This window comes from Colwellia sp. C1TZA3, from assembly GCF_007954265.1.
Taxonomy (GTDB): domain Bacteria; phylum Pseudomonadota; class Gammaproteobacteria; order Enterobacterales; family Alteromonadaceae; genus Cognaticolwellia.
In genome coordinates this window covers 35,457-56,564 of sequence record NZ_VOLS01000018.1, presented here as the reverse complement: position 1 = coordinate 56,564, position 21,108 = coordinate 35,457, and the positions used below count along the sequence as shown (strand labels likewise).

General features: G+C 40.4%; 24 protein-coding genes. 23 read left to right on the top strand and 1 reads right to left on the bottom strand.

The window, feature by feature from the left end; all coding sequences use genetic code 11:
• Positions 1–84 precede the first annotated feature (84 nt).
• The 6 genes from rlmB to ESZ39_RS07520 all read left to right on the top strand — a co-directional run bounded on the left by rlmB (position 85) and on the right by ESZ39_RS07520 (position 5,011).
• A complete protein-coding gene (gene rlmB, locus ESZ39_RS07545; RefSeq protein ID WP_146879302.1) occupies positions 85–843 on the top strand; it encodes a 23S rRNA (guanosine(2251)-2'-O)-methyltransferase RlmB in 759 nt (252 codons plus the stop codon).
• Positions 844–1,290: 447 nt separating this feature from the next.
• On the top strand, positions 1,291–1,737 hold the full coding sequence (gene rpsF / locus ESZ39_RS07540; RefSeq protein ID WP_146879301.1) for a 30S ribosomal protein S6: 447 nt from the start codon (positions 1,291–1,293) through the stop codon (positions 1,735–1,737).
• A 35-nt stretch (positions 1,738–1,772) separates the two neighbouring features.
• Positions 1,773–2,087, top strand: coding sequence for a primosomal replication protein N (gene priB / locus ESZ39_RS07535; RefSeq protein WP_146879300.1), 315 nt, complete (start codon positions 1,773–1,775; stop codon positions 2,085–2,087).
• A 64-nt stretch (positions 2,088–2,151) separates the two neighbouring features.
• The gene (gene rpsR, locus ESZ39_RS07530) at positions 2,152–2,379 is read left to right on the top strand and encodes a 30S ribosomal protein S18 (RefSeq protein WP_077283912.1); all 228 of its coding nucleotides are present in this window, start codon (positions 2,152–2,154) and stop codon (positions 2,377–2,379) included.
• A 20-nt stretch (positions 2,380–2,399) separates the two neighbouring features.
• Positions 2,400–2,852, top strand: a complete 453-nt coding sequence (gene rplI, locus ESZ39_RS07525) for a 50S ribosomal protein L9 (RefSeq protein ID WP_146879299.1) — start codon at positions 2,400–2,402, stop codon at positions 2,850–2,852.
• A 308-nt stretch (positions 2,853–3,160) separates the two neighbouring features.
• On the top strand, positions 3,161–5,011 hold the full coding sequence (locus ESZ39_RS07520; protein WP_146879298.1) for an EAL domain-containing protein: 1,851 nt from the start codon (positions 3,161–3,163) through the stop codon (positions 5,009–5,011).
• On the opposite strand, the gene ESZ39_RS07515 is transcribed toward ESZ39_RS07520, so the two are convergent.
• Complete coding sequence (locus tag ESZ39_RS07515; RefSeq protein ID WP_146879297.1) at positions 4,965–5,909, bottom strand: 1-aminocyclopropane-1-carboxylate deaminase/D-cysteine desulfhydrase; 945 nt, start codon at positions 5,907–5,909, stop codon at positions 4,965–4,967. The two genes, ESZ39_RS07520 and ESZ39_RS07515, sit on opposite strands and share 47 nt — an antisense overlap.
• Before the next feature lie 131 nt (positions 5,910–6,040).
• Here ESZ39_RS07515 and ESZ39_RS07510 point away from each other — a divergent pair, with 131 nt between their 5' ends.
• The 17 genes from ESZ39_RS07510 to ESZ39_RS07430 all read left to right on the top strand — a co-directional run bounded on the left by ESZ39_RS07510 (position 6,041) and on the right by ESZ39_RS07430 (position 20,907).
• On the top strand, positions 6,041–6,949 hold the full coding sequence (locus ESZ39_RS07510; RefSeq protein ID WP_146879296.1) for a hypothetical protein: 909 nt from the start codon (positions 6,041–6,043) through the stop codon (positions 6,947–6,949).
• The gene (locus tag ESZ39_RS07505; RefSeq protein ID WP_146879295.1) at positions 6,942–7,538 is read left to right on the top strand and encodes a PilN domain-containing protein; all 597 of its coding nucleotides are present in this window, start codon (positions 6,942–6,944) and stop codon (positions 7,536–7,538) included. The genes ESZ39_RS07510 and ESZ39_RS07505 overlap by 8 nt, the downstream gene beginning before the upstream one ends.
• A gap of 4 nt (positions 7,539–7,542) precedes the next feature.
• Positions 7,543–8,241, top strand: coding sequence for a type II secretion system protein GspM (locus ESZ39_RS07500; protein WP_146879294.1), 699 nt, complete (start codon positions 7,543–7,545; stop codon positions 8,239–8,241).
• Complete coding sequence (locus tag ESZ39_RS07495) at positions 8,234–8,551, top strand: hypothetical protein (RefSeq protein ID WP_146879293.1); 318 nt, start codon at positions 8,234–8,236, stop codon at positions 8,549–8,551. Before ESZ39_RS07500 ends, ESZ39_RS07495 begins: the two co-directional genes overlap by 8 nt.
• Complete coding sequence (mshL, locus tag ESZ39_RS07490; protein WP_146879292.1) at positions 8,548–10,239, top strand: pilus (MSHA type) biogenesis protein MshL; 1,692 nt, start codon at positions 8,548–8,550, stop codon at positions 10,237–10,239. Before ESZ39_RS07495 ends, mshL begins: the two co-directional genes overlap by 4 nt.
• An 11-nt stretch (positions 10,240–10,250) precedes the next feature.
• The gene (locus ESZ39_RS07485) at positions 10,251–11,159 is read left to right on the top strand and encodes an ExeA family protein (protein WP_146879291.1); all 909 of its coding nucleotides are present in this window, start codon (positions 10,251–10,253) and stop codon (positions 11,157–11,159) included.
• Positions 11,156–12,346 carry a tetratricopeptide repeat protein gene (locus ESZ39_RS07480; protein ID WP_146879290.1) on the top strand — a complete coding sequence of 397 codons (1,191 nt, stop codon included), beginning with the start codon at positions 11,156–11,158 and terminating at the stop codon, positions 12,344–12,346. The genes ESZ39_RS07485 and ESZ39_RS07480 overlap by 4 nt, the downstream gene beginning before the upstream one ends.
• Before the next feature lies 1 nt (position 12,347).
• Positions 12,348–14,063, top strand: coding sequence for a GspE/PulE family protein (locus ESZ39_RS07475; RefSeq protein ID WP_146879289.1), 1,716 nt, complete (start codon positions 12,348–12,350; stop codon positions 14,061–14,063).
• An 11-nt stretch (positions 14,064–14,074) separates the two neighbouring features.
• The gene (locus ESZ39_RS07470; RefSeq protein WP_146879288.1) at positions 14,075–15,313 is read left to right on the top strand and encodes a type II secretion system F family protein; all 1,239 of its coding nucleotides are present in this window, start codon (positions 14,075–14,077) and stop codon (positions 15,311–15,313) included.
• Between the two features lie 28 nt (positions 15,314–15,341).
• Positions 15,342–15,848: a hypothetical protein gene (locus ESZ39_RS07465; RefSeq protein WP_146879287.1), complete on the top strand. Its 507-nt coding sequence runs from the start codon at positions 15,342–15,344 to the stop codon at positions 15,846–15,848.
• Positions 15,849–16,228: 380 nt separating this feature from the next.
• Positions 16,229–16,843, top strand: a complete 615-nt coding sequence (locus ESZ39_RS18315) for a type II secretion system protein (protein ID WP_146879286.1) — start codon at positions 16,229–16,231, stop codon at positions 16,841–16,843.
• Between the two features lie 38 nt (positions 16,844–16,881).
• On the top strand, positions 16,882–17,418 hold the full coding sequence (locus tag ESZ39_RS18310) for a type II secretion system protein (protein WP_146879285.1): 537 nt from the start codon (positions 16,882–16,884) through the stop codon (positions 17,416–17,418).
• Between the two features lie 409 nt (positions 17,419–17,827).
• Complete coding sequence (locus ESZ39_RS18305) at positions 17,828–18,286, top strand: type II secretion system protein (RefSeq protein WP_146879284.1); 459 nt, start codon at positions 17,828–17,830, stop codon at positions 18,284–18,286.
• Positions 18,287–18,341: 55 nt separating this feature from the next.
• Positions 18,342–18,866: a prepilin-type N-terminal cleavage/methylation domain-containing protein gene (locus tag ESZ39_RS07445; RefSeq protein ID WP_146879283.1), complete on the top strand. Its 525-nt coding sequence runs from the start codon at positions 18,342–18,344 to the stop codon at positions 18,864–18,866.
• On the top strand, positions 18,856–19,491 hold the full coding sequence (locus tag ESZ39_RS07440; RefSeq protein WP_146879282.1) for a prepilin-type N-terminal cleavage/methylation domain-containing protein: 636 nt from the start codon (positions 18,856–18,858) through the stop codon (positions 19,489–19,491). The genes ESZ39_RS07445 and ESZ39_RS07440 overlap by 11 nt, the downstream gene beginning before the upstream one ends.
• Entirely contained in the window at positions 19,491–20,369 is an 879-nt protein-coding gene (locus ESZ39_RS07435) for a PilW family protein (RefSeq protein WP_146879281.1), read from the top strand. The genes ESZ39_RS07440 and ESZ39_RS07435 overlap by 1 nt, the downstream gene beginning before the upstream one ends.
• Complete coding sequence (locus ESZ39_RS07430; protein WP_146879280.1) at positions 20,359–20,907, top strand: pilus assembly PilX N-terminal domain-containing protein; 549 nt, start codon at positions 20,359–20,361, stop codon at positions 20,905–20,907. The genes ESZ39_RS07435 and ESZ39_RS07430 overlap by 11 nt, the downstream gene beginning before the upstream one ends.
• The last annotated feature ends 201 nt before the right edge of the window (positions 20,908–21,108 follow it).

Sequence of the window (21,108 nt, the reverse complement as noted above, 5' to 3'; positions counted from 1 at the left end):
TTGGTTTTAGCCGGTAGCTGTGTTAGCAAACGCAATGCAGCCAAGCTTTTAATGTAGTTAATTCATAGAGAAAGAAATAAGTTTATGGCAAAGCAAGAAGAATTAGTATTTGGCATTCATGCTGTAAAAGCTTTGATTGAAAATGCACCTGAAAGATTTATTGAGTTATGGCTACTTAAAGGTCGTGAAGACGACCGCCTAATGCCAATTATTAACTTAGCGCAGCAATACGGTATACCTGCACAAATGGCGAGCCGTAAAGTACTCGATGATAAAAGTGAAGGCGATCAGCACCAAGGTGTTGTCGCACGGGTTAAACCAGGAAAAGTCTTCACTGAAGCTGATTTAGATGACATTCTTGCTGAGGCTGAAGCTAAAGAACAGCCGCCATTTTTATTGATTTTAGATGGCGTGACTGACCCACATAACTTAGGCGCCTGTTTACGCAATGCCGATGCTGCTGGTGTACAAGCGATTATTGTACCCAAAGATAACGCCGCTCGCTTAAGCGCAATCGTGCGAAAAGTTGCGGTTGGTGCAGCAGAAGCAGTACCTTTAGTGCAAGTGACCAATTTATCAAGAACCATGAAAGCCTTACAACAAAGCGGTGTGTGGATTATTGGCACCGCGGGCGAAACTGAGACTTGTCTTTATGATGTCAAATTGGCAGGGCCCATGGCATTAGTGATGGGCGCAGAAGGCAAAGGCATGCGGCGTTTAACTCGCGAGAATTGTGACCAATTAGTTAAGTTACCTATGGCAGGTAGCGTTTCTAGCTTAAATGTCTCGGTAGCAACCGGCATTTGTTTATTTGAGATTGTCCGACAACGTTTAACCGTTTAACGCATTGAGTATTAATTTTAAGCTAAATTTATTTTTTTCTCGATAAATTTAGCTTAAATTGTTTTTGTCTAAGTTGATGTCTCACAAGGATAAATATTTTTTTGCTAGTTAGTTCATGTTGGCTAGTTTTTATTTCGCCATTATTGTATGCCTCTTAAGTGTAATAGCATGAACATTCTTCAAACATACGCTCGCCATGGGTAAAACTAGCCTTTGAATCGGCTAGTTTTTGCCTCTGTTAGCCCCGTGCTATATCTCTCTAAACTCACCCAAGTTAATGAATTTTAAGTTTAAAATTAAATATAAAAACTATATACAGCATCTTCTTGCCTTTTTTGCTCATTTTCCCTACAATACGCATCCTTAATTCAGCCTGAACTTTTGTTCCTTGCCTCAACTGGTGTTGGCTGAGCCAGACAATGAGGCTACAACCGTAAGGAGCTCGTAATGCGTCATTACGAAATCGTATTTATGGTTCACCCTGATCAGAGTGAACAAGTACCAGCTATGATTCAGCGTTACAGTGACATCGTCACTAATGCTGAAGGCAAAATCCACCGTCTTGAAGACTGGGGCCGTCGCCAATTAGCTTACCCAATCAATAAATTGCACAAAGCACACTATGTTTTAATTAACATTGAAGCGCCGCAAGCAGCTATTGATGAATTAGAAACTTCTTTCCGTTACAACGATGTAGTTATTCGTAACATGATTATGCGCACTAAAGACGCGGTTACTGAAGCTTCAGCTATGGCTGTTGCTAAAGAAGACCGTCGTGATGAGCGTCGCGAAGTGAAGAAAGAGGTTACTGAAGCACCAGCTACTGAAGCATCAGATGTTGAAGCACCAGTTGCTGAAGCACCAAAAGCAGAAGAAGCTGCGAGCGAAGAATAAGTAACCTGTGACCGACTCTCTTTCTACAACTTCCTATGAATAGTAGCCAAGAGAATTGCTTAGTGTTGACCGGACAGGTGCTAAAAGCCCCTAAAACGTCAACAAGCCCAGCGGGTATTCAACATTGTCAGTTTTCAATGGATCACAAGTCCATACAAAATGAAGCCGGCATGAACAGACAAGCGTTTGTTCGAATACAAGTTGTTGCAACAGGTAAAGTGTCACAACACTTAACTCGTGATTTAATTGAAGGCTGTAATGTTAGAGTGACTGGTTTTATAAACCGTCATGAATCTAGAAACGGAAATCCGCTTTTAGTATTACATGCCCAACAAATTGAAATGATTTAATTTAGGCTATTTTTATTTAACGGTGTTTTCACCTTAATAAAATAAGCCAATTTAGGAGAAATCCATGTCTCGTTTTTTTAGACGTCGCAAGTTCTGCCGCTTTTCAGCGGAAGGTGCTGCTGCAATCGATTATAAAGATACAGCTGTACTAAAAAACTATATCACTGAAAGTGGTAAAATTGTTCCTAGCCGTATTACGGGTACAAGTGCTAAATATCAACGTCAACTTGGTCGTGCGATCAAGCGTGCTCGTTACTTAGCATTATTACCATATACTGATTTACATAAGTAACCTAATAAGGGGTTTTGAAAATGGAAGTAATACTTCTTGATAAAATCGCCAAATTAGGCGGTCTTGGTGACAAGGTAACTGTTAAATCTGGTTACGCTCGTAACTTTTTACTACCTAAGGGTAAAGCTGTTTTTGCCTCTAAAGCAAACGTTGAGCACTTTGAAGCTCGTCGTGCTGACTTAGAGACTAAACTAGCTGAGCAACTAACTGCTGCACAAGCACGTGCGACTAAATTAACTGAATTAGCTGAAATCACTATCGCTTCTAAAGCCGGTGATGAAGGTAAATTATTTGGTTCAATTGGTACGCGTGATATTGCTGATGCAATCACTGAAGCTGGTGTTAAAGTTGTTAAAGCTGAAGTACGTTTACCACTAGGTAGCATCCGTGAAACAGGTGAATTCGATATCGTAATTCACGTGCATAACGATGTAGATGCAACAATTAAAGTTGTTGTTATTGCTCAAGCTTAATTGCTCTAAGTAATCATCTATTGAAAACCCTGAATTCGTCATGAATTCAGGGTTTTTTTATGGCTATCATATCAGGTGTTTAGTCATCGGCTAGAGGCAATGGCCTGTTAATAAAAGTGCTGGAAAATGTTTTACTGCCATGAAAATAAACAGTTTAAAGAAACACTTATCAACGAACAATTAAAAATATATTGCTTTATTTATGGTCTACAATTAACTTATAGCAATTTGATTGATAGAATTCGATAGTTCAAAAGGATGTTGTTAAGTGGCTCTTAAAAAACGATTTATTTAGCAATGGAGTGCTTATGTTAGCAAAGGTTAAACTCATAGAACAACTCAAGATAAAATCCCTGTTTACGATAATGGCAGTACTTTATCTATTGGTTGGTTTTTTTTCGGTGCTAGCGGTTTATCAAGCGCAGAATAGCCAACACCATACCCTAGAAGCATTAGCTCTCAATAACCAGCAATTAGAAAGTATCGCCAGTGAAACCGCTTTATTGAACCACAGCTTTGCTCGACTAGTTCTAGTTAAAACCAGCGGATCCCGTCAGTTAGCTATTACTAATAGCCGCTGGTATCTAAGTTTTCAAGAGCCGATTTATCTGGTGTTTACCTCGCCACTACTGCTGTTTTTCACACTGATATTATTCGTCAGTGGCTTACTAATGCAAAAAAAATTACAACGACAGCTAGCAATCAAGCTAAAACCTTTACAGCAACTGGAAAGCTGGGCGAGTCTAACTCTAATGCAGGGTTTGGCTAACGAGCTTGTTGTTGATGATTCATCGCAAGAGATTGAAGCTATCACCTTGGCAATTCGTCAATTACAGCAACAAATCAAGGACAATGCCGCTAGTGATATTGCTTGGGATAAAAGTATTCGAGCTAGCGCTTTACTAGATCAAGAAACCGGCATTGGCAACCGAGCATTTTTTGATAATAGATTACAAGCGCTTCTTAAAGAGGAAGATGCTCAAGGTGCGGTGCTTTTGATCCAATTTAAAGCCATAGAATTGGTACAAAATTTATATGGCTATCAGCAAGCAATATCACTTTTATTAACACTTATTCAAATCACCAAGCAAAGATTACAAGACCAGCCAGGCTACTTCCTGGCGCGGCACAGCCTTGATGAGTTATCGGTGTTATTACCTAATATTTTCATTGAGGATGCTGAGAAATTAGCCGAGCTATTATTAAAAAACTTACAAACGGTAGTAACGCCAGTCGGGATTAATCAAGAAGAGTTTGTTCATATCGGCATGAGTTATTTTGTTGCTGAGCAAGTACCCTATCAAATCATGTCAGAAGCCGATATGGCGTTACGTGCGGCCCAATTACAAGGACCTTCCCAATGCTTTATGTTTGAAGCGGGCGAGTTAGCCTTAGTCAAAGCAAAAGGCTCATTAAAATGGCGAACATTGCTTAATGCAGCGATCAATGGCAATGGTTTTGTCATCTTTTTTCAGCCTGTTATCGCCAGTGATAGTGCTAAAGTGTTACACCATGAAGTGCTATCAAAAGTTAAAGATAAAAATGGCAGCTTGATCAGCGCCCGGGTTTTTTTTCCTATGGCGCAAAAGTGTGGGCTAATGGTGGAAATAGACCTACTGATCCTAGTGCAAGTGTGTCGTATGTTAACGGCCAAAAAAGCACAACAGAGTAACTGTAGTATTAATCTCTCAATAGACTCGCTGTTGTCAGCCGGGTTCACTGAAAAGTTCCTCGCAATATTGCGCAGCTTTCCTGAAGTCAAAGACCAGCTAATGATTGAAATTAGCGAATATCAGTTAGTTAATCACTTGTCAAAATTACAAGCAAGGTTAGCGGCTTTAAGCACTGCAGGGGTGAAAATAATTGCTGACAAAGTTGGCCAATATGTTGTCAGTGCTCACTACCTTAATGTCTATCCAATATATGCGATGAAATTACACCGTAGTATTGTAATAGACATAGATAAAAAAATAGAAAACCAAGTGTTTATTCAAAGTTTGAGAACCTTAGCTGACGCCAAAAACATTCCAATTTATGCCTTAGGGGTTGAAAAACAAGCCGAGTGGCGTGCTTTACTACAACTCGGGGTAAAAGGTGGTCAAGGTCATTTTTTTACTGAGCCGTTGGCAGAGGTAGCGCAGGCCATTGCGCTGGATTAAGTAAACCACGTTCAAACATACCGGCTAGGCCTTGCAACCCGCCTGTATGCAGCAGCACAATGCGATGATGCGCGGGGAAATAACCAGACTTGATAAGTTCAAGTAGTGCTAAAATCATTTTTCCTGAATAAACTGGCTCAAAATCAATACCGACTATTTTGCTAAAGTTGCGTATTTCTTCTGCATCTTGTGGGCTAAACTTAGCGTAACCACCCCGATGAAACTGATGTGCTATTCGCCAGTTTTGCTGCTCTTTATCGTTGGGCGGTAATAACGCCTTTACTTCATCTTCAAGATAGCCCTGCTGTTTTAATACCGCGATGCCTAGTAAGTTATGCTGCGACTGATCGCCAACAATAAGCCCAGCCAGCGTACCGCCACTACCAACCGGTGTTATCATGGTATCAAACTCGCTTTGTAGCTTTAGCTCATTAATAATTTCAGCGACCCCAGTTAATGCTAGCGCATTACTGCCACCTTCAGGAATAATAACGTGGTCAGGGTATTGCTGCTGTAACTGTTGTAAATAACTCTCTTCATGGCGTAGGCGATAGGTTTTTCGGTCGACAAAAGACAGCTGCATTGCCCAGTGTTTAGCCCAAGCTAAAGTATAGTTGTCTTGATTGTGCTCTTCGCCACGAATAATGCCAATAGCCTGCAATTGCTGCTGTTGGCAAGCGAAGGCGCAAGCATGAATATGATTAGAAAAACAACCACCAAAAGTTATAACGCCACGAGCGCCAATAGACTTTGCATGGCGCAAGTTGTATTTAAGTTTACGCCATTTATTACCAGAAATAATGTCATGGATTTGATCGTCACGCTTAATTTGCACGGTTATTTTATGCTGAGTAAAAATAGGATGAGTAATAGCTTGTAGAATTGATAAAGTAGGCATAAATTTTGCATCTTATTTTGTATCTTGTTTTACCTTTATAAGGCATGAAGTAATGAAAACACTTGCACCGAGAATAAAATCAGCGATAATAGTTTTATGATTAAAGCCAAATAAAATAATAATATCGCTTAATGTCACTTATTACACGCATAAAAAATGTTTTCTCAAAAGCACAATCCACTAATTTAATTGGTGTCGCGTTGCGGCAGCAGTCTATTGGTTATTTCGTCAGAAAAGCTGATGAAAGTAAATGTCAAGTTGCTGAAAGTAAAGCTAATTCAATTGCAGCAGCACTAAAGACTTTGGTAAGTGTTGAATCATTGCCAGGACAATGCCATTTGGTGTTGGCACACGCTCATTCACAAATTGTACAAGTAGATAGACCTAATGTGCCAATTGCTGAAATGAATGCGGCATTAAAATGGCAGATAAAAGATTTGGTGAGTATTGCACCTGAAAATATGGTGTTGGATTATTTTGACGGTCCAACCTTAGCGGGGGGACATGAAAAAATTAATGTGGTTTGCGTAGCTAAAAATGAGTTGATGGCGCTGGTCACTATTTTTAATGATAAACAGCTCGATTTGGTTAGTATTACGACTGAAGAGTTTGCTTTTGCAAGCTTATTGCCATTGCAACAAGATGCTGTATTGTTTGTTTGTCAGCAGGCTAATGAAGAAATAAACTTGTTAATTGTTAAAAATGGCCAATTATTTTTTAGCCGCCGCTTGCGTGGTTTTGCACACATTGCTGATAAAAGTGAAGATGAATTAACTATGAGTGTTGTTGACTCGCTAAGTTTAGAGATCCAACGTTCTACCGATTACTTTGAACGCCAATTAAAACAAGCGCCAATCAAAACGATTGAAATCTTGTTGCCTGTGGAACAAGAAGCATTTTTAGCTCGTAAGTTGGCGGAGAATACCAACGTAGAGGTAAAACTGTTTGCTATGCCAACAACGCTAGAGAGCTGTCGAGGCAGCGCCGTAGCTATTGGCGCAACACAGTTAAACTTTATGGAGCCAAACCAAGGTGGCTAAATATTCAATCAACTTATTGCAGGCCGACCTGCAAACAGTCAAAGCGTTATTGACACTCAAGCGTGTTGTGGCACTGTGGGCAGCTACCTTAGTTATTATGCTTGGCTTGATTTTTATTGTGCAATGGCAAGTGAGCAACTTAACAACGCAATTTACCAAGGAAAAATCGTTCAATAGTCAGCAAAAGTTGCAGTTAAAAAAATTAGAATCAGCCATCAGTAATAATCGCCAAGACAGTGGGCTATTAGCGCAACTCAATACAATTAAGCTACTGATTGCGAATAAAGAGCATTTACACCAACAATTAACCGATCCAACAAAAACCTATAGTGCCGGTTTTTCAAAGGCTATGGAAGAATTAGCAGCGTTACATGATAATGATATTAGCCTACAAAGCGTCAATATTGGCAATGGTAATATGACCTTTGCAGGGGTCGCGCGGACACCTGACGCCGTACCTAATTGGTTGTCTGGCTTTGAATCATCGACATTTCTTTCAGGTCAGCGCTTTATTAATTTTTCTTTAATCGAAAATGAACAAAAATTAACTGAGTTTGTCGTTAGCTCTGCACAAAGTAAAGGAGAGTAGCGCAATGGCACAGTGGTTGGTTTATAGCGAAAAATTTAGTAATAGCACACCACGTGAGCAATACCTAATTATTGCTAGCGGTTTAGTGGCAATAATTTTCATCTTGTATAACTTGTTTTTGGAAACGCCAATTCAGCGTATCGAGCAGCTTAATAAGCAAGTGGTACAAACTCAGCAAAGTAATAAAAACACTCAAAACTCGATCCAAGTATTAGAGCAAGGATTAAGTGAAGACCCAAATATTGCTTTGCGAAAACAGTTATTACAATATCAAGCTAAACTTGGCGGTATTGACAAGAGACTGCTGACGTTAACCTCAGATTTAATTGACCCAATTCAAATGCGTTATGCCCTAATCAAGTTACTAAAATTACAAAAGGGTGTTAAATTACTTTCATTTAAAGTCCTGCCCGCCAGCGCGGTAACGCAAAATAAAGCTAATAATGCAGCCGATAAAACAACCACAGCAAAAGCCGGAGCCATTAAGGCGCAGAGTCCGCAATTAAGGTTATATCGTCATGGCATTAATATTAAGCTGCAAGGGCAATATTTTCAGTTAAAAGACTATTTAACGCAATTAGAGAATTTGTCTTGGACATTTTTTTGGCAAGCATTTGATTATCAATTAAAAGCCTATCCGGTCAGTGAATTAGAAATTGAAATTTATAGCTTAAGTACAGCACAGGAGTTTATTGGTGTATAAAATCATCCTCGTTGCACTACTATTATTTTTGCCTCAATACGCAAATAGTCAACAAGTTGATCCCACTAAGCCTTTTGGTGCAGTGGCATCAGCTAATAGTAGCGAAAAAAGCACGACGTTAATTTTGCAGTCAGTTATCCAAAGTAATAATAATAAAAAAGCGATTATTAATGGCCAAGTACTTAATGTTGGTGATAAATATAAAAGCTTTGCATTGATCGCAATCAATGCCAATGGGGTGGTATTAGATTCGCCACAAGGTAGAATGGAATTATCATTATTTTCCGGTGTCATAGTGAACTCACAATGAAAAAAGTATATAAAAATAAAAAATACCCAATTAAATTGTTATCTTGTTCAGTGATACTGCTACTTGCCAGCTGTCAATCAACACCAAAACCGCCAACTGACGTCATACAAGCCTTAGACAAGGCTATTGCTCAAAGCAACCAGCCAGCAGCGCCTAAACCACTACAAGCCCTACCAAACGCTGTTCGCCAAGAGCTAATGCAAAAAGAAATTCAGCAAGCCCGTCATGGCTTACTAGCAGAAAAACGTCTAGAAATTGCCGCCAGCGGTGTTGCCGCAGAGCAGTTTTTAGCCGCTATTGTTGAGGATTCACCCTACAGTATCGCTGTTCATCCTGACGTTAGCGGTACCATCACCCTGAATTTAAAAAATGTTACCTTAGACGAAACTCTCGACGTGATTGAGTCACTCTATGGCTATGACATTCGCCGTGAAGGCCGGGTTATTCAAGTGTATCCGGCCGGTATTCGCACGGAAACTATTTCATTAGACTACTTGTATGTTAAACGTAGCGGTATCTCTAGCACTAGTGTCAACTCTGGTGGTGTTTCTGATAATGACTCAAGCAGTAGTAATTCAAGTAGTGGCAGTAACAACGGTAATAGCGGTAGTAATGGCGGCGGTAGCGGTAGCAATAACCAAAGCGGTAGTGGCAACAGTGGCGTAAATATCTCTACCGAAAATGAATCTGATTTTTGGTCCGAATTAAAAGAAACATTAACCGCGTTGGTTGGTAATGAAAATGGCCGATCTGTCATTGTCTCGCCACAAGCCGGCCTAATCACCATTAAAGCCATGCCTGCAGAGATAACCGCAGTTAAGCGTTTCATTGCCACAACCGAAGAGCACTTACGCCGTCAGGTGATTATTGAAGCGAAAATAATGGAAGTCACCTTAAATGATGATTACCAACAAGGCGTAAAGTGGGACCAAGTACTAGGGCATATTGAAAGTACTGATATTGGCTTTTCAACATCGGGTAATATTGCTGGCAATACCATCGCTTCGACCATTGGTGGCATAACTAACTTAAGTTTCCTGAATAAAGACTTTAGTGGCGTGATTGAATTGTTATCGACACAGGGTAATGTGCAGGTACTTTCTAGTCCAAGAATTACCGCGACAAACAATCAAAAAGCGATCATCAAAGTCGGTGAAGATGAGTATTTTGTTACTGATGTTTCTAGCACCACCACCACAGGCACTTCAACCACCACAACGCCTGAAATTGATTTGACACCTTTCTTTTCTGGTATTGCACTTGATGTAACGCCACAGATTGATGCAGACGGTGAAGTTATTTTACATGTTCACCCTTCGGTAACTATCACCGATGAGCAAACAAAAACTATTCGCTTAAGTGATCAAGATATTATCTTGCCGCTGGCACAAAGCAGTGTGCGTGAATCTGACACCATTATTCGCGCTAAATCAGGTGAAATTGTTGTTATTGGTGGTCTGATTGAAACCCGTAAAGTTGATCTAGAGTCTAAAACGCCTTTTTTTGGTGATATCCCAATCGTTGGCGCATTATTTAAGAGCAAAAGTGAATCGGTGCAAAAGAAAGAATTGGTTATTTTACTTAAACCGATTGTTATTGGCCAAGACACTTGGAAGAACCAATTACAAGATGCCCGTGCTTTATTAAAACAGTGGTTCCCTGAAGATGCAGACGCCGCTAGCAATTAAGTTATAACCTTATGTATTTTTATCATTTTGGCTTAAGGGAATTACCCTTTACCCTGACCCCGAATACTAATTTTTATTTGGGCTTAGAGTCTCACAACGAGGCGCTAGCCGTACTGTTTACTGCGCTAAAAACTGGTGAAGGTTTTATTAAAGTGGTCGGTGAAGTCGGCACAGGCAAAACCTTAATATGCCGTAAATTGTTAAATGAAATACCCGATCATTTTGTTACCGCTTATATTCCCAATCCCTATTTAGAACCTGATGAATTACGCCGTGCGGTAGCGGTTGAGTTAGATGTGCAACAGGCGCAAAGTATGTCGGTGCAGCTGTTAACTCAACGTATTCAGCAACGACTATTAGAGCTAAACAGCCAAGGTCATTCCGTAGTGCTGATTCTCGATGAAGCGCAGGCGCTACCTAGCGAGAGTCTTGAGGCATTACGCTTATTTACCAATATTGAAACCGAAACCCGCAAATTATTACAAGTGGTGTTATTTGCCCAGCCAGAGTTAGATGAACGATTGGCTGAAAAGGCCTTTCGACAATTGAAACAACGTATTACATTTTCTTATAAATTGCGCCCGTTGAACACGCTTGAGGTCGAGCATTATATTCAACACCGATTACAAGTGGCGGGCCATAACGGCGCACATTTATTTAGTCGGGCTTTGGCAAAAAAAGTGGCTAAAGTCAGTGGTGGCATTCCAAGGCTGATTAATATTATTTGTCATAAAATGTTGATGCTCGCTTATGGTGAAGGTCGCTATCAACTAACCAATAAACATTTAAGCCGAGCCATAGAAGATACTGAAGGTATGCAAGATAAAACATCACGAAAATTTTATCTCATTAGCTTGTTCATTGTTACCGTTTTAGCTGGTGTGTACTTTTCGTGGGATATTTGGGCGACCTTGTTATGAGTGTTATTAACCAAATGTTAAAAGATTTAGACAAGCGTCAAACTGAGCACCAAAATGCCACTAATCTTGCTGTTTCTGCGCCGACAAAAAATTCAAGCACTAAGTTAGTACTAGTTATCGTCACTATCATCGTTATATTGAATGTGGCGGGCATATTTGCCTGGCAGCTTTACAATGAAAATCAGCAATTAAGAATGCAAGTACAGCAAGAATCCATAAGGCTGACCACAGAACAAAATTTGGCCGCTAGCAAAGTAAATAAAATATCTGCTGCGAAGTTAGCAGCAACAAAAGCAGCAAGCGCCATTGTTGCATCAAGATTGCCAAGTTCTAACGCTAAAGCTCAAAATAACAGCGCCTTGGCGAGTAATCTACAGCAAAAAAATGAGAGCAAAGTCAGTAGCGTAGTCGCAACAGTGACAGAAAAAAGCGCAGCGCTTGTTAATACTGCAGAGCAACAAGTGGTCGACAATATCGCTAAAACTAAACTAGAACTAGAACTAGAACTTGAACCTGAGCCTAAATTAGAACCTGAACCTAAAGCTAAACTAGCAGCAGAGTCAGCGAATGAAACGCCCCAAGCTAAGCCAAGTTTAACTATTTCCCGGACACAATTATCACCACAAGCCTTGGCAGTAAATAAAATATCTGAAGCTGAACAAGCCATGGAACGCAATAATCTTGCTAAAGCTGAAGCGTTATTTGAGGAGGTTTTACTGGTGATACCTGAACATGAAACGGCACGAAAACAGCTTGCCGCGTTATGGTATGGTAAAAAATATTTTCGAGATGCGGTTAATCTGTTGTCACAAGGTATTGCATTAGCACCGCAAGCAGAAGCAATGCGTTTAATGAGTGCTAGAATTTACTACGAACAAGGTCAGCCGAGGCAGGCATACAATGTATTACGGCCAATAAAAGCCAGTAATAGTACTGAAATACAAATACTATTAGCTAATGCGTCAGCAGAACTTAATGAGCACAACAGCGCTATTACCGCTTACCGAAAATTAATAACATTAGAGCCTGATGTTGGTCGATGGTGGTTAGGCGTTGCAGTTTCATTGGACAGTTTGGGCAATTTTGTGCCAGCACGAGACGCCTATAAGCAAGCAATAACACGCAATAATTTATCTACCAGTGCGATGCAATTTGCTCGACAACGCCTGATAGAGTTAGGAGAATAATATGGCAGCACCTAAATTAAAAATGCGTTTGGGCGATTTACTTGTTTACGAAAATATTATCAGTAATGAGCAACTGATGGAGGCGCTAAGCAGCCAAAAAACCAGTGGCCGAAAACTCGGGGCTGCTTTAATTGAGTTAGGCCACATTAATGAACGAAAACTACTAGAGTTTTTTGCCCAACAACTCGATGTACCTTTTTTAGATATCAGCCAACGCAGAATTGCGCCCGAAGTAGCGATATTATTACCCGAGGTGCATGCACGACGTTTACGCGCTATTGTTATTGAAGACCAAGGTGACGCTGTGCTAATTGGCATGAGCGATCCTGCTGATTTAAGTGCTCTTGATCAACTAGAGCAAATGTTAGCACCAAAACGCTTAAAAATTGCTGTAGTGATGGAGTCGCAACTCTTTAATGCCTTTGACGGTTTATATCGACGCACCGCAGATATAGAATCGTTTGCTAGCCAATTAGAGGAAGAATATGATCAAAGTAATAACTTTGATATTTCAAATGACTTCCTTGCCGAAGGTGGCGATGCAACGGTCGGTAAATTATTACAGTCAGTGTTTGAAGATGCCGTGCAAATGCGCGCCTCTGATGTTCATATTGAACCAGATGAAAACGCCCTGCGTATTCGTCAGCGTATTGATGGCGTGCTGCAAGAAAACATCTTAAAAGAGAATAAAATTGCCTCAGCCATGGTTTTACGCTTAAAACTGATGGCCGGCTTAGACATTTCAGAAAAACGCTTACCGCAAGATGGTCGCTTTAATTTAAAAATTAAGGGTCATAATATCGATGTTCGTATGTCAACTATGCCAGTGCAATATGGTGAATCTGTAGTTATGCGTTTGCTTGATCAGTCAGCGGGCTTGTTGTCGCTTGACGAAACCGGTATGCCAGAAGACTTTGTTAAACGCATTCGTCATCAAATTTCACGACCACACGGTATGGTACTTGTCACCGGCCCAACCGGTAGTGGTAAAACCACCACCTTGTATGCAGCATTAAGTGAACTCAATAAAGCCAGCAAAAAAATTATCACAGTAGAAGACCCGGTAGAATATCGCTTACCGCGGGTTAATCAGGTACAAGTTAACAGTAAAATTAATCTTACCTTTTCTACTGTGTTACGTACTGCCTTACGACAAGACCCTGACATTCTTATGGTGGGTGAGATGCGCGACCAAGAAACGGTAGAAATTGGCTTGCGAGGTGCATTAACGGGTCACTTAGTGTTATCAACACTACATACCAACGATGCTATTACCAGTGCTTTGCGTCTTTTAGATATGGGCGCAGCAGGCTTTTTAGTCGGCAGTTCGCTGCGCGCTATTATTGCTCAGCGCTTAGTGCGCAAAGTGTGTGAAAGTTGCCGACAGGCTTATCAACCCGAGCCGCAAGAAATAATGTGGCTGTCTCATCTGGTTGCCGAAGATATTAAAGCCCTTGAGTTCAGCCATGGTCGAGGTTGTCAAACCTGCCAATATACCGGTTATAAAGGCCGTATTGGTGTTTTTGAGTTATTAGAAATGAACGAGCCGATGATGGCGGCTTTAAAGCGTAACGACACCGAAGCCTTCACCTTAGCCGCAAAAGAACATCCAGGTTTTAGGCCGCTAGCATTAGCCACATTCGATTACGCTAAACTTGGTGTTACTAGTGTTGAAGAAGTACTACGTTTAGTAGAAACCGTTGATGTTACAGGATAAGTCATAATATTATGCCCGCATTTAATTATATTGGCCGAGATGCCAACGGTAGCCAAGTAAAGGGGGTTATTGAAGCGGCCAACTCTGCCATGGTGGCCGAGCAATTGTCCCGCAAACGTATTATCCCGATATCAATAGAAAGTGCAAAACACGCTAATACCAGCGTTGCCACTAAAGAGATTGATATCGAGGACTTATTAGGCCTTAATCAAGTAACCCTTGATGACGTTATTGTTTTTTGTCGACAAATGTATGCCTTAGTCAGATCAGGCGTACCTATTTTAAGAGCCATTAAAGGTATGGCAGAATCGAGTAGCTCAGTAAAATTAAAGTCAGCGTTAATTGATATTTCAACACAGCTAGAAGGCGGTTTTCCCCTGTCGACTAGCTTGCACAAACACCCAAAAATATTTAACCCGTTATTTGTCTCACTGGTGCATGTCGGTGAAAACACCGGTAACCTTGATGATGCCTTTTTAAAGCTTGCCGGTTATTTTGAGCGCGAGCAAGAAACCCGAAAACGCATTAAAACCGCCTTGCGCTACCCGAGCTTTGTTTTAATTGCCTTGGTGGCTGCTTTAGTTATTTTAAATATTTTTGTTATCCCGACCTTTGCCAATATGTTCAGTAAACTAGGCGCTGATTTACCTGTGACAACAAAAATGCTGATTGCTAGTTCAAACTTTTTTCTCAATTATTGGCCACATATGTTAATCGCCAGTATTGCAGGCACTTTTTCACTAAAACGTTATTTAGCCACACCGGCTGGCATGTATGTCTGGGATAAACGCAAGTTAAAACTGCCGATTGTCGGTAGCGTTATTGAACGCTCAATATTGTCACGCTTTGCCCACAGCTTCTCTATTATTTTACGTGCGGGTGTGCCTATGACCACCGGCTTAACCTTAGTGGCTGACGCGGTTGACAATACTTATATGCGCGACAAAATTCTGGCGATGCGTAGCAGTATTGAAAGTGGCGAAAGTTTGTTACGTTCATCATCGACCAGTGCGTTATTTACCCCGCTGGTACTACAAATGATTGCGGTTGGTGAAGAAACCGGTCGGGTTGACGAATTGTTAGCCGAAGTGGGCGACTACTACGAGCGCGAGGTTGATTATGAGCTAAGTACCTTAACCGCACGTATTGAGCCTATTCTAATCGCCATAGTCGCTGGCATGGTGTTAATACTAGCCTTGGGTATATTTAGCCCAATGTGGAATATGATGTCAGCCTTTCAAGGCAAGTAAGTTTGGGTGTTATTAGGATGAAAATATCATGACATCATTACAAGTGGCGGAAAAAAGTGAAAAGTCATTAACCGAAATTTTGCTGGTGGTAATCCTTGTAGGGTCATTAATGGCGAGTTTTATTTTTTACTTTTTAAAGCAGCAAGGACAAATAAGCCAGGCAGGGTTTGCCTCAATAGCGCAAGTTTTTTCCGCGCGAGTCAATGGTATTCGCGGCCAATGGTTTATGGACTTAAACCCGCGCTTTGTTAGCGTGGCCAGTCACCAAATTCAAGCTGACGGTGGTCGTATATTGCAAGTGCCGGTCAATAAGTCAGGCTGGGTCGATAGTGATAATAAATCTTTGTCGTGCCAAATAATTTGGCACTATGTGATGGAAGCCCCGTTGCTGTATATGAAAGACCCTATCGGCGCCGTGTTGGTTAAACAGCAGAAGCAAGTGCGACCCTATTGCCAATATAGTTTACCCAGCGGTGAGTATTTCACTTATCAACGCCATAATGGCAAAGTTAGTGAAATAAAGTTGGCACATTAAGTGCATATATCGTATGTATAGTAAGTGTATAGTAAGTGTATAATAAGTGTGAGTATGTAATATAGCTTAAAATGGATGTTATATGGGCTAGAATGCATGTCAGATAGGTTAGAATGCATGCCAGATAGGTTAGAATGTATGTTGAAAACACATTAAACATATATTAAAGGCCTATTTATATAGCGTTTTTATAGTTTTTTTTAAATATTTAGCTCATAGTGTCAATAAGTCAGTTACATTGTTGACATTTAGTTGTTAAAATAAAATTACAGTCGTCAAGATAGTCAAGCCAACATTATCTTTGTGAAAGCTTTAAGAAAGCTTTCACAAAACGTCAAGAAAGCGTTCAGAAAACGTCAATAAACCGTTAAGAGGTGGTTATGAATAAGCAGTCAGGTTTTACCCTTATAGAATTAGTTATTGTGGTGGTGATTCTAGGTTTTTTGGCGGTGACGGCAATTCCTAAGTTTCTTGACTTAACTGATCAAGCTAAGCAAGCCAATATTGAAGGCATGGCCGGCGGTTTCGCTACCGCAGTGTCATTGGTGCGTGCTCAATGGGAAGCTGAAGGCCGTCCACAAGATACAAGTAGCCAAAACATGGTTGAATATGATGGCACAGAATTAATTTTAACCACCGAAGCGAGCAGTATTCGTCCAGGTTACGTGGTGTCGTCAGTTGCAGGTCAAAACAATGGCGCCGCATTAGATGACTTTACCGCGGCAAACTGTGTTGATATATGGCAAAATGTTTTTCAACAACCGCCACGGTTAACTGACACGATTGCCACATTAAATAGTGACAGTAGAATAGCTTACCTAGCCGCTAAGTCGGGTACGGGTGCGACAACTTTATGCCATTTTTATTTAAAAGAAACCTTAAATAAAGATGAGAATAATGACTTTGCTGACCCTAATGCTTTAACCAGCACGGGCAACAGTTTTACTTACCAACCAGCGGACAGTTCAGTCGTTGTTTATATCAACAATAATTAATCAACAGTCATTAATTATTAACAATAAAGGTTTATGTTATGAAGCAGTTAACAAATAATAGTTTTAGTCAGCAAAAAGGTTTTACTCTAATTGAGTTAGTGGTAGTTATTGTTATTTTGGGTATTTTAGCGGCTACGGCGGCACCTAAGTTTATTAACTTACAAGACGATGCTAAAACTGCAACATTACAAGCGGTTAAAGCGTCAATGCAAACAGCTGCTGCATTGGTGAATAGTAAATCGTTAATAAAAGGTAATCAGGATACCGCTTCAGCTACTACTAACAATGTAATGGTGAATAGTGTCGTTTTAGATATTAATTTTGGTTACCCGTTAGGTGATTATTCAGATGCGACTGGACTAGGTGATTGGACTACTTTAATAGAAGTTGCTGACAACTTTACAACGGATAAGATTGGCGATTCATTTGTTGTTTATCCTACCGGTAAGACCGCTCCTACAGCTATCCCTGCTAGCCCGTACACCGCAACCGATGCTAATAATTGTTTTACTTTTTATACAGAATCGACTGCTGCAGGTGCTATGCCAAATATTCAAGTAGTTGAATGTTTATAGTCACTAAGAAAGCAAAGTAAATTTTAAAGAAGAGAGTTAGGCTCTCTTCTTTTGTATCCTAGGCTACTAATAATCTTAATAATAATGTAATTATTTAGTTAGGTAAGAAATAAATAGGTTTTGGTTGTCAGTAAATGACTGTAAGTCTATTGATTGAACATAAAATATTGTTTTGAATGAAATAGACACTCAGTATGTATAAACTAGCTAAGAAGTTAAGAAAACATCAACAGCTTGTCGGTATATGTCAATCCAATTTGAATTAGCATTGCAAAGGTCATATATTTTAAGACTAATTAGGCTAGTGTAGTTAATAGTCATGCATTTATTGTGAGAGTTTTATTGGCTTTGGCGCCTTCAGTTATTAAAAGCTTGAGTTATTTAATAAAGAGCAGTAAAGGAATCTGGTATGTATTTTAAAGGATTCACCTTAATCGAGTTAGTCGTGGTGATTGTTATTCTCGGCATTTTAGCTGCTACTGCCGCGCCTAAATTTATTAATTTAAACGCCGATGCCCAAACAGCGACATTGCAGGGCGTTATGGCAGCAATGCAAGGTGCTGCCGCTAGGGTATATAGCAAATCGCTAGTGAAAGGTAATCAAAACATCGCAGATGGCACGATTACCCATACTGATGGTGAATTAGCGATTACTTATGGTTACCCTAAGGCCGACATTGTCGAATGGCAACGATTAATTGGCCTTGATGCAGCCAATTTTAAGTATCTGTTATTAGCGGGTACAGTCACCATCTATCTAGCGGATGCTACGCGGCCATCGAATATAACCGATGCTTGTCTTGTTTATTATGCTAAGCCAACAGCGGCAGGCAGCGCACCGTCTTTTATCTTAAACGAGTGTGTTTAGTTTGGCTTAGTTTGGCTTGGCCAAGATGAGTTTGGTTCAGTTTAGCTACATATAAATGGATAATGTAAAAGACTTGAATAACTTCAGCAGAGCAACAAATAAAACCTTAACATTACCTCAGGGCTTCACTTTGATTGAACTAATTATCGTGATTATAATCCTAGGCATCCTCTCAGTGACAGTAGCGCCTAAATTTTTTACCGCTAAGGGCTTTTCAGAATATGGCTATCGCAGCGATGTAATAGCGAAATTGCGTTTAATTCAAACCAAGGCCATGCAACAAACCCAAAGCAGTTATTGCCATCGCGTATTGGTGACTGCTACCAAGTTAGGCACACCGGATGATGATGAATGTGCAGTTTCCCCCAACTTTGGTGAACCATGGGTCGATAGTGTTACAAGAGTGAAGGTGAATAACCAAGACAATATCACTTTTTCTACCTCCAATATGACGGATGATTACTTCTCATTTGACAGTATGGGGCGTCCGTCTTGTGCTGCTCCTTGTATAATCACTATTAACGGCGAGCAAAGCCTCAGCGTGCAAATAGAAGCTGAAGGTTATATTCATGCGCTTTAAGCAACATAAATCTGCCAAATTTACCTTGCCCACAAGCGTCGGTCAGCAAGGCTTTACCTTGATTGAAATCATTGTCGGCATAGTAGTGTTATCAATTGCCTTTTCAATCTTTACCAGCTTAATTTACCCGTTAGCTAATCAAAGTGCTAAGCAAGTGCATCAAATTAAAGCCGCAGAACTGGGCCAGTCAATGATCAATGAGATTTTGGCTAAAGCCTTTGATGAAAATTCTGACATGTCGGGTGGTCTTTATCGCTGTGGCGAAGATAGTAATAATGATGGCGAAGTTAAAGCAGACGACGGTGAAACATGCACATTGACTGAAAATTTAGGTCCAGACATTGACGAAAAAGATGATGACGGAAACGATGAAAGGGCAAAATTTGACGATGTTGATGACTATCATAACTTATCCGTCATTGGCAGTTCGTTGGGCAGCAGTGATGCTATAGAACAGCTCTATATCGGTTATCAAATTAAAGTTCAGGTGAGCAACGATAGTGATTACAGTGGCGATTACGATGCCAATATAGATAATAATTTTACCGCTAAGCTTATTACAGTAACAGTAACCACACCACAAGGTTTCGATTTTGTTTTTGCTGTCTACCGGGTGAATTTTTAATGCGTGCTTCTCTCAAACACAAGCTTAAACACAAACTTAAAAATCATCCTAAGCATCAGCCTAAAAATCAACAAGGCTTTACTTTAGTTGAGTTAGTCACCGTTATTGTTATATTAGGTGTCTTGGCGACCGGTATTAGCTCTTTCCTACGTTTTGGCACACAAAGTTATACCGATGCGGCCGACCGAGATGCGTTACTTGCTACCGCGAGGTTTGTGGTAGAGCGGCTTAATCGTGAAGTTAGGAACGCATTACCCAATAGTATTCGTACTATTGGGGTAAATAATCAATGCCTAGAGTTTGTGCCCATCGATAAAAGTGTTATTTATCTTGATATACCCGTAGCACCAGAGGCGGCAAGAGATAGCGTTGAGGTGATTATGTTGGACAGCGTGTTATCATCAACCACGCAATATGTTGCTGTTTATGCCTTAAATAGTAATGATATTTATAATAAAGCATCTGGTGTCATTGAAGCCTTTGTTTCCGTAGTAAAAGCCAGTGAGCAGCCGAAGCTATCAACAATCAATTTCTCTCCTGAGGTATTATTTAAAGCGGAATCACCGACCGAACGCTTGTATTTTATCCAGTCCCCAGTAAGTTATTGTGTTGAAGGTCAAGCCATTTACCGTTACCAAGGTTATGGTTTTGGCGAGACTGACAGCTACAATAATGATGGAATGCCAGTTGGCACGGATGATACCCAAAAAGTGTTGATGGCGGAGTATGTCGATAATTACTCATCTGACATTGTTCCGTTTCAAACCAGTCCAGCGACCTTACAAAGAAATAGTTTAGCACTCATAAGGCTGAAGTTTGCTCTTAACTTAGAAGAAATTGTTTTTAATAATGAGATACAGGTGCCAAATGTTCCATAAGCAAGGATTGGTGACCACTAACTTACCTGCTACCATGCCTGATAAATTATCTAATAAATTATCTAATAAATTACCTGATGAGTTATCTGACAAATTATCTGGTAGATTGCTAAAGCGCCAATACCCAAAGCAGCAAGCGGGTAGTGCATTGGTGATCGCTATTTTTGTGATTATTGTTTTGTCAGTACTCGGCGCCGCTTTAGTGAAAATGTTAGATTCAAGCCAAGAAAGTGTTGCCTATGAAGTATTAGGCACCAGGGCTTATACCGCTGCGCTCAGTGGTTTGCAGTGGCAGTTAGCTGAGGTTTTTCCATTAAATGCAGCAGCCACGGTCTGTGAAGATCAAACTAACATTGATGCTCTCACCCCTACTTTCAACAATACGCAGGGCTTAGCACAGTGCCAAGTTAGTGTCAGCTGCGCTGCCTTTAAACCAGAGGATATACGTTATTACACCATCACTGCTACCGGCAGCTGTGATATTAATGGTGAAAAAACCTCTAGAAAACTCGCTGTTGATGCGCGTAGTTTACTCTGATTTAATCAAAACGGTTTAAGCGCTGAGCTTAAGGTTATTTTAGTTACTCAGCTCTTTAGCTGTCCACCGCTTTAGTTACCTATCTTTAGTTACCCATCTTTAATTACCCACAACTTTAGTTACTCACATCACCAATATTTCATGTCCAATCTAGCCATGGTAGCTACCAAGTTAAATCCACCGACACTATAGCCATTTTAA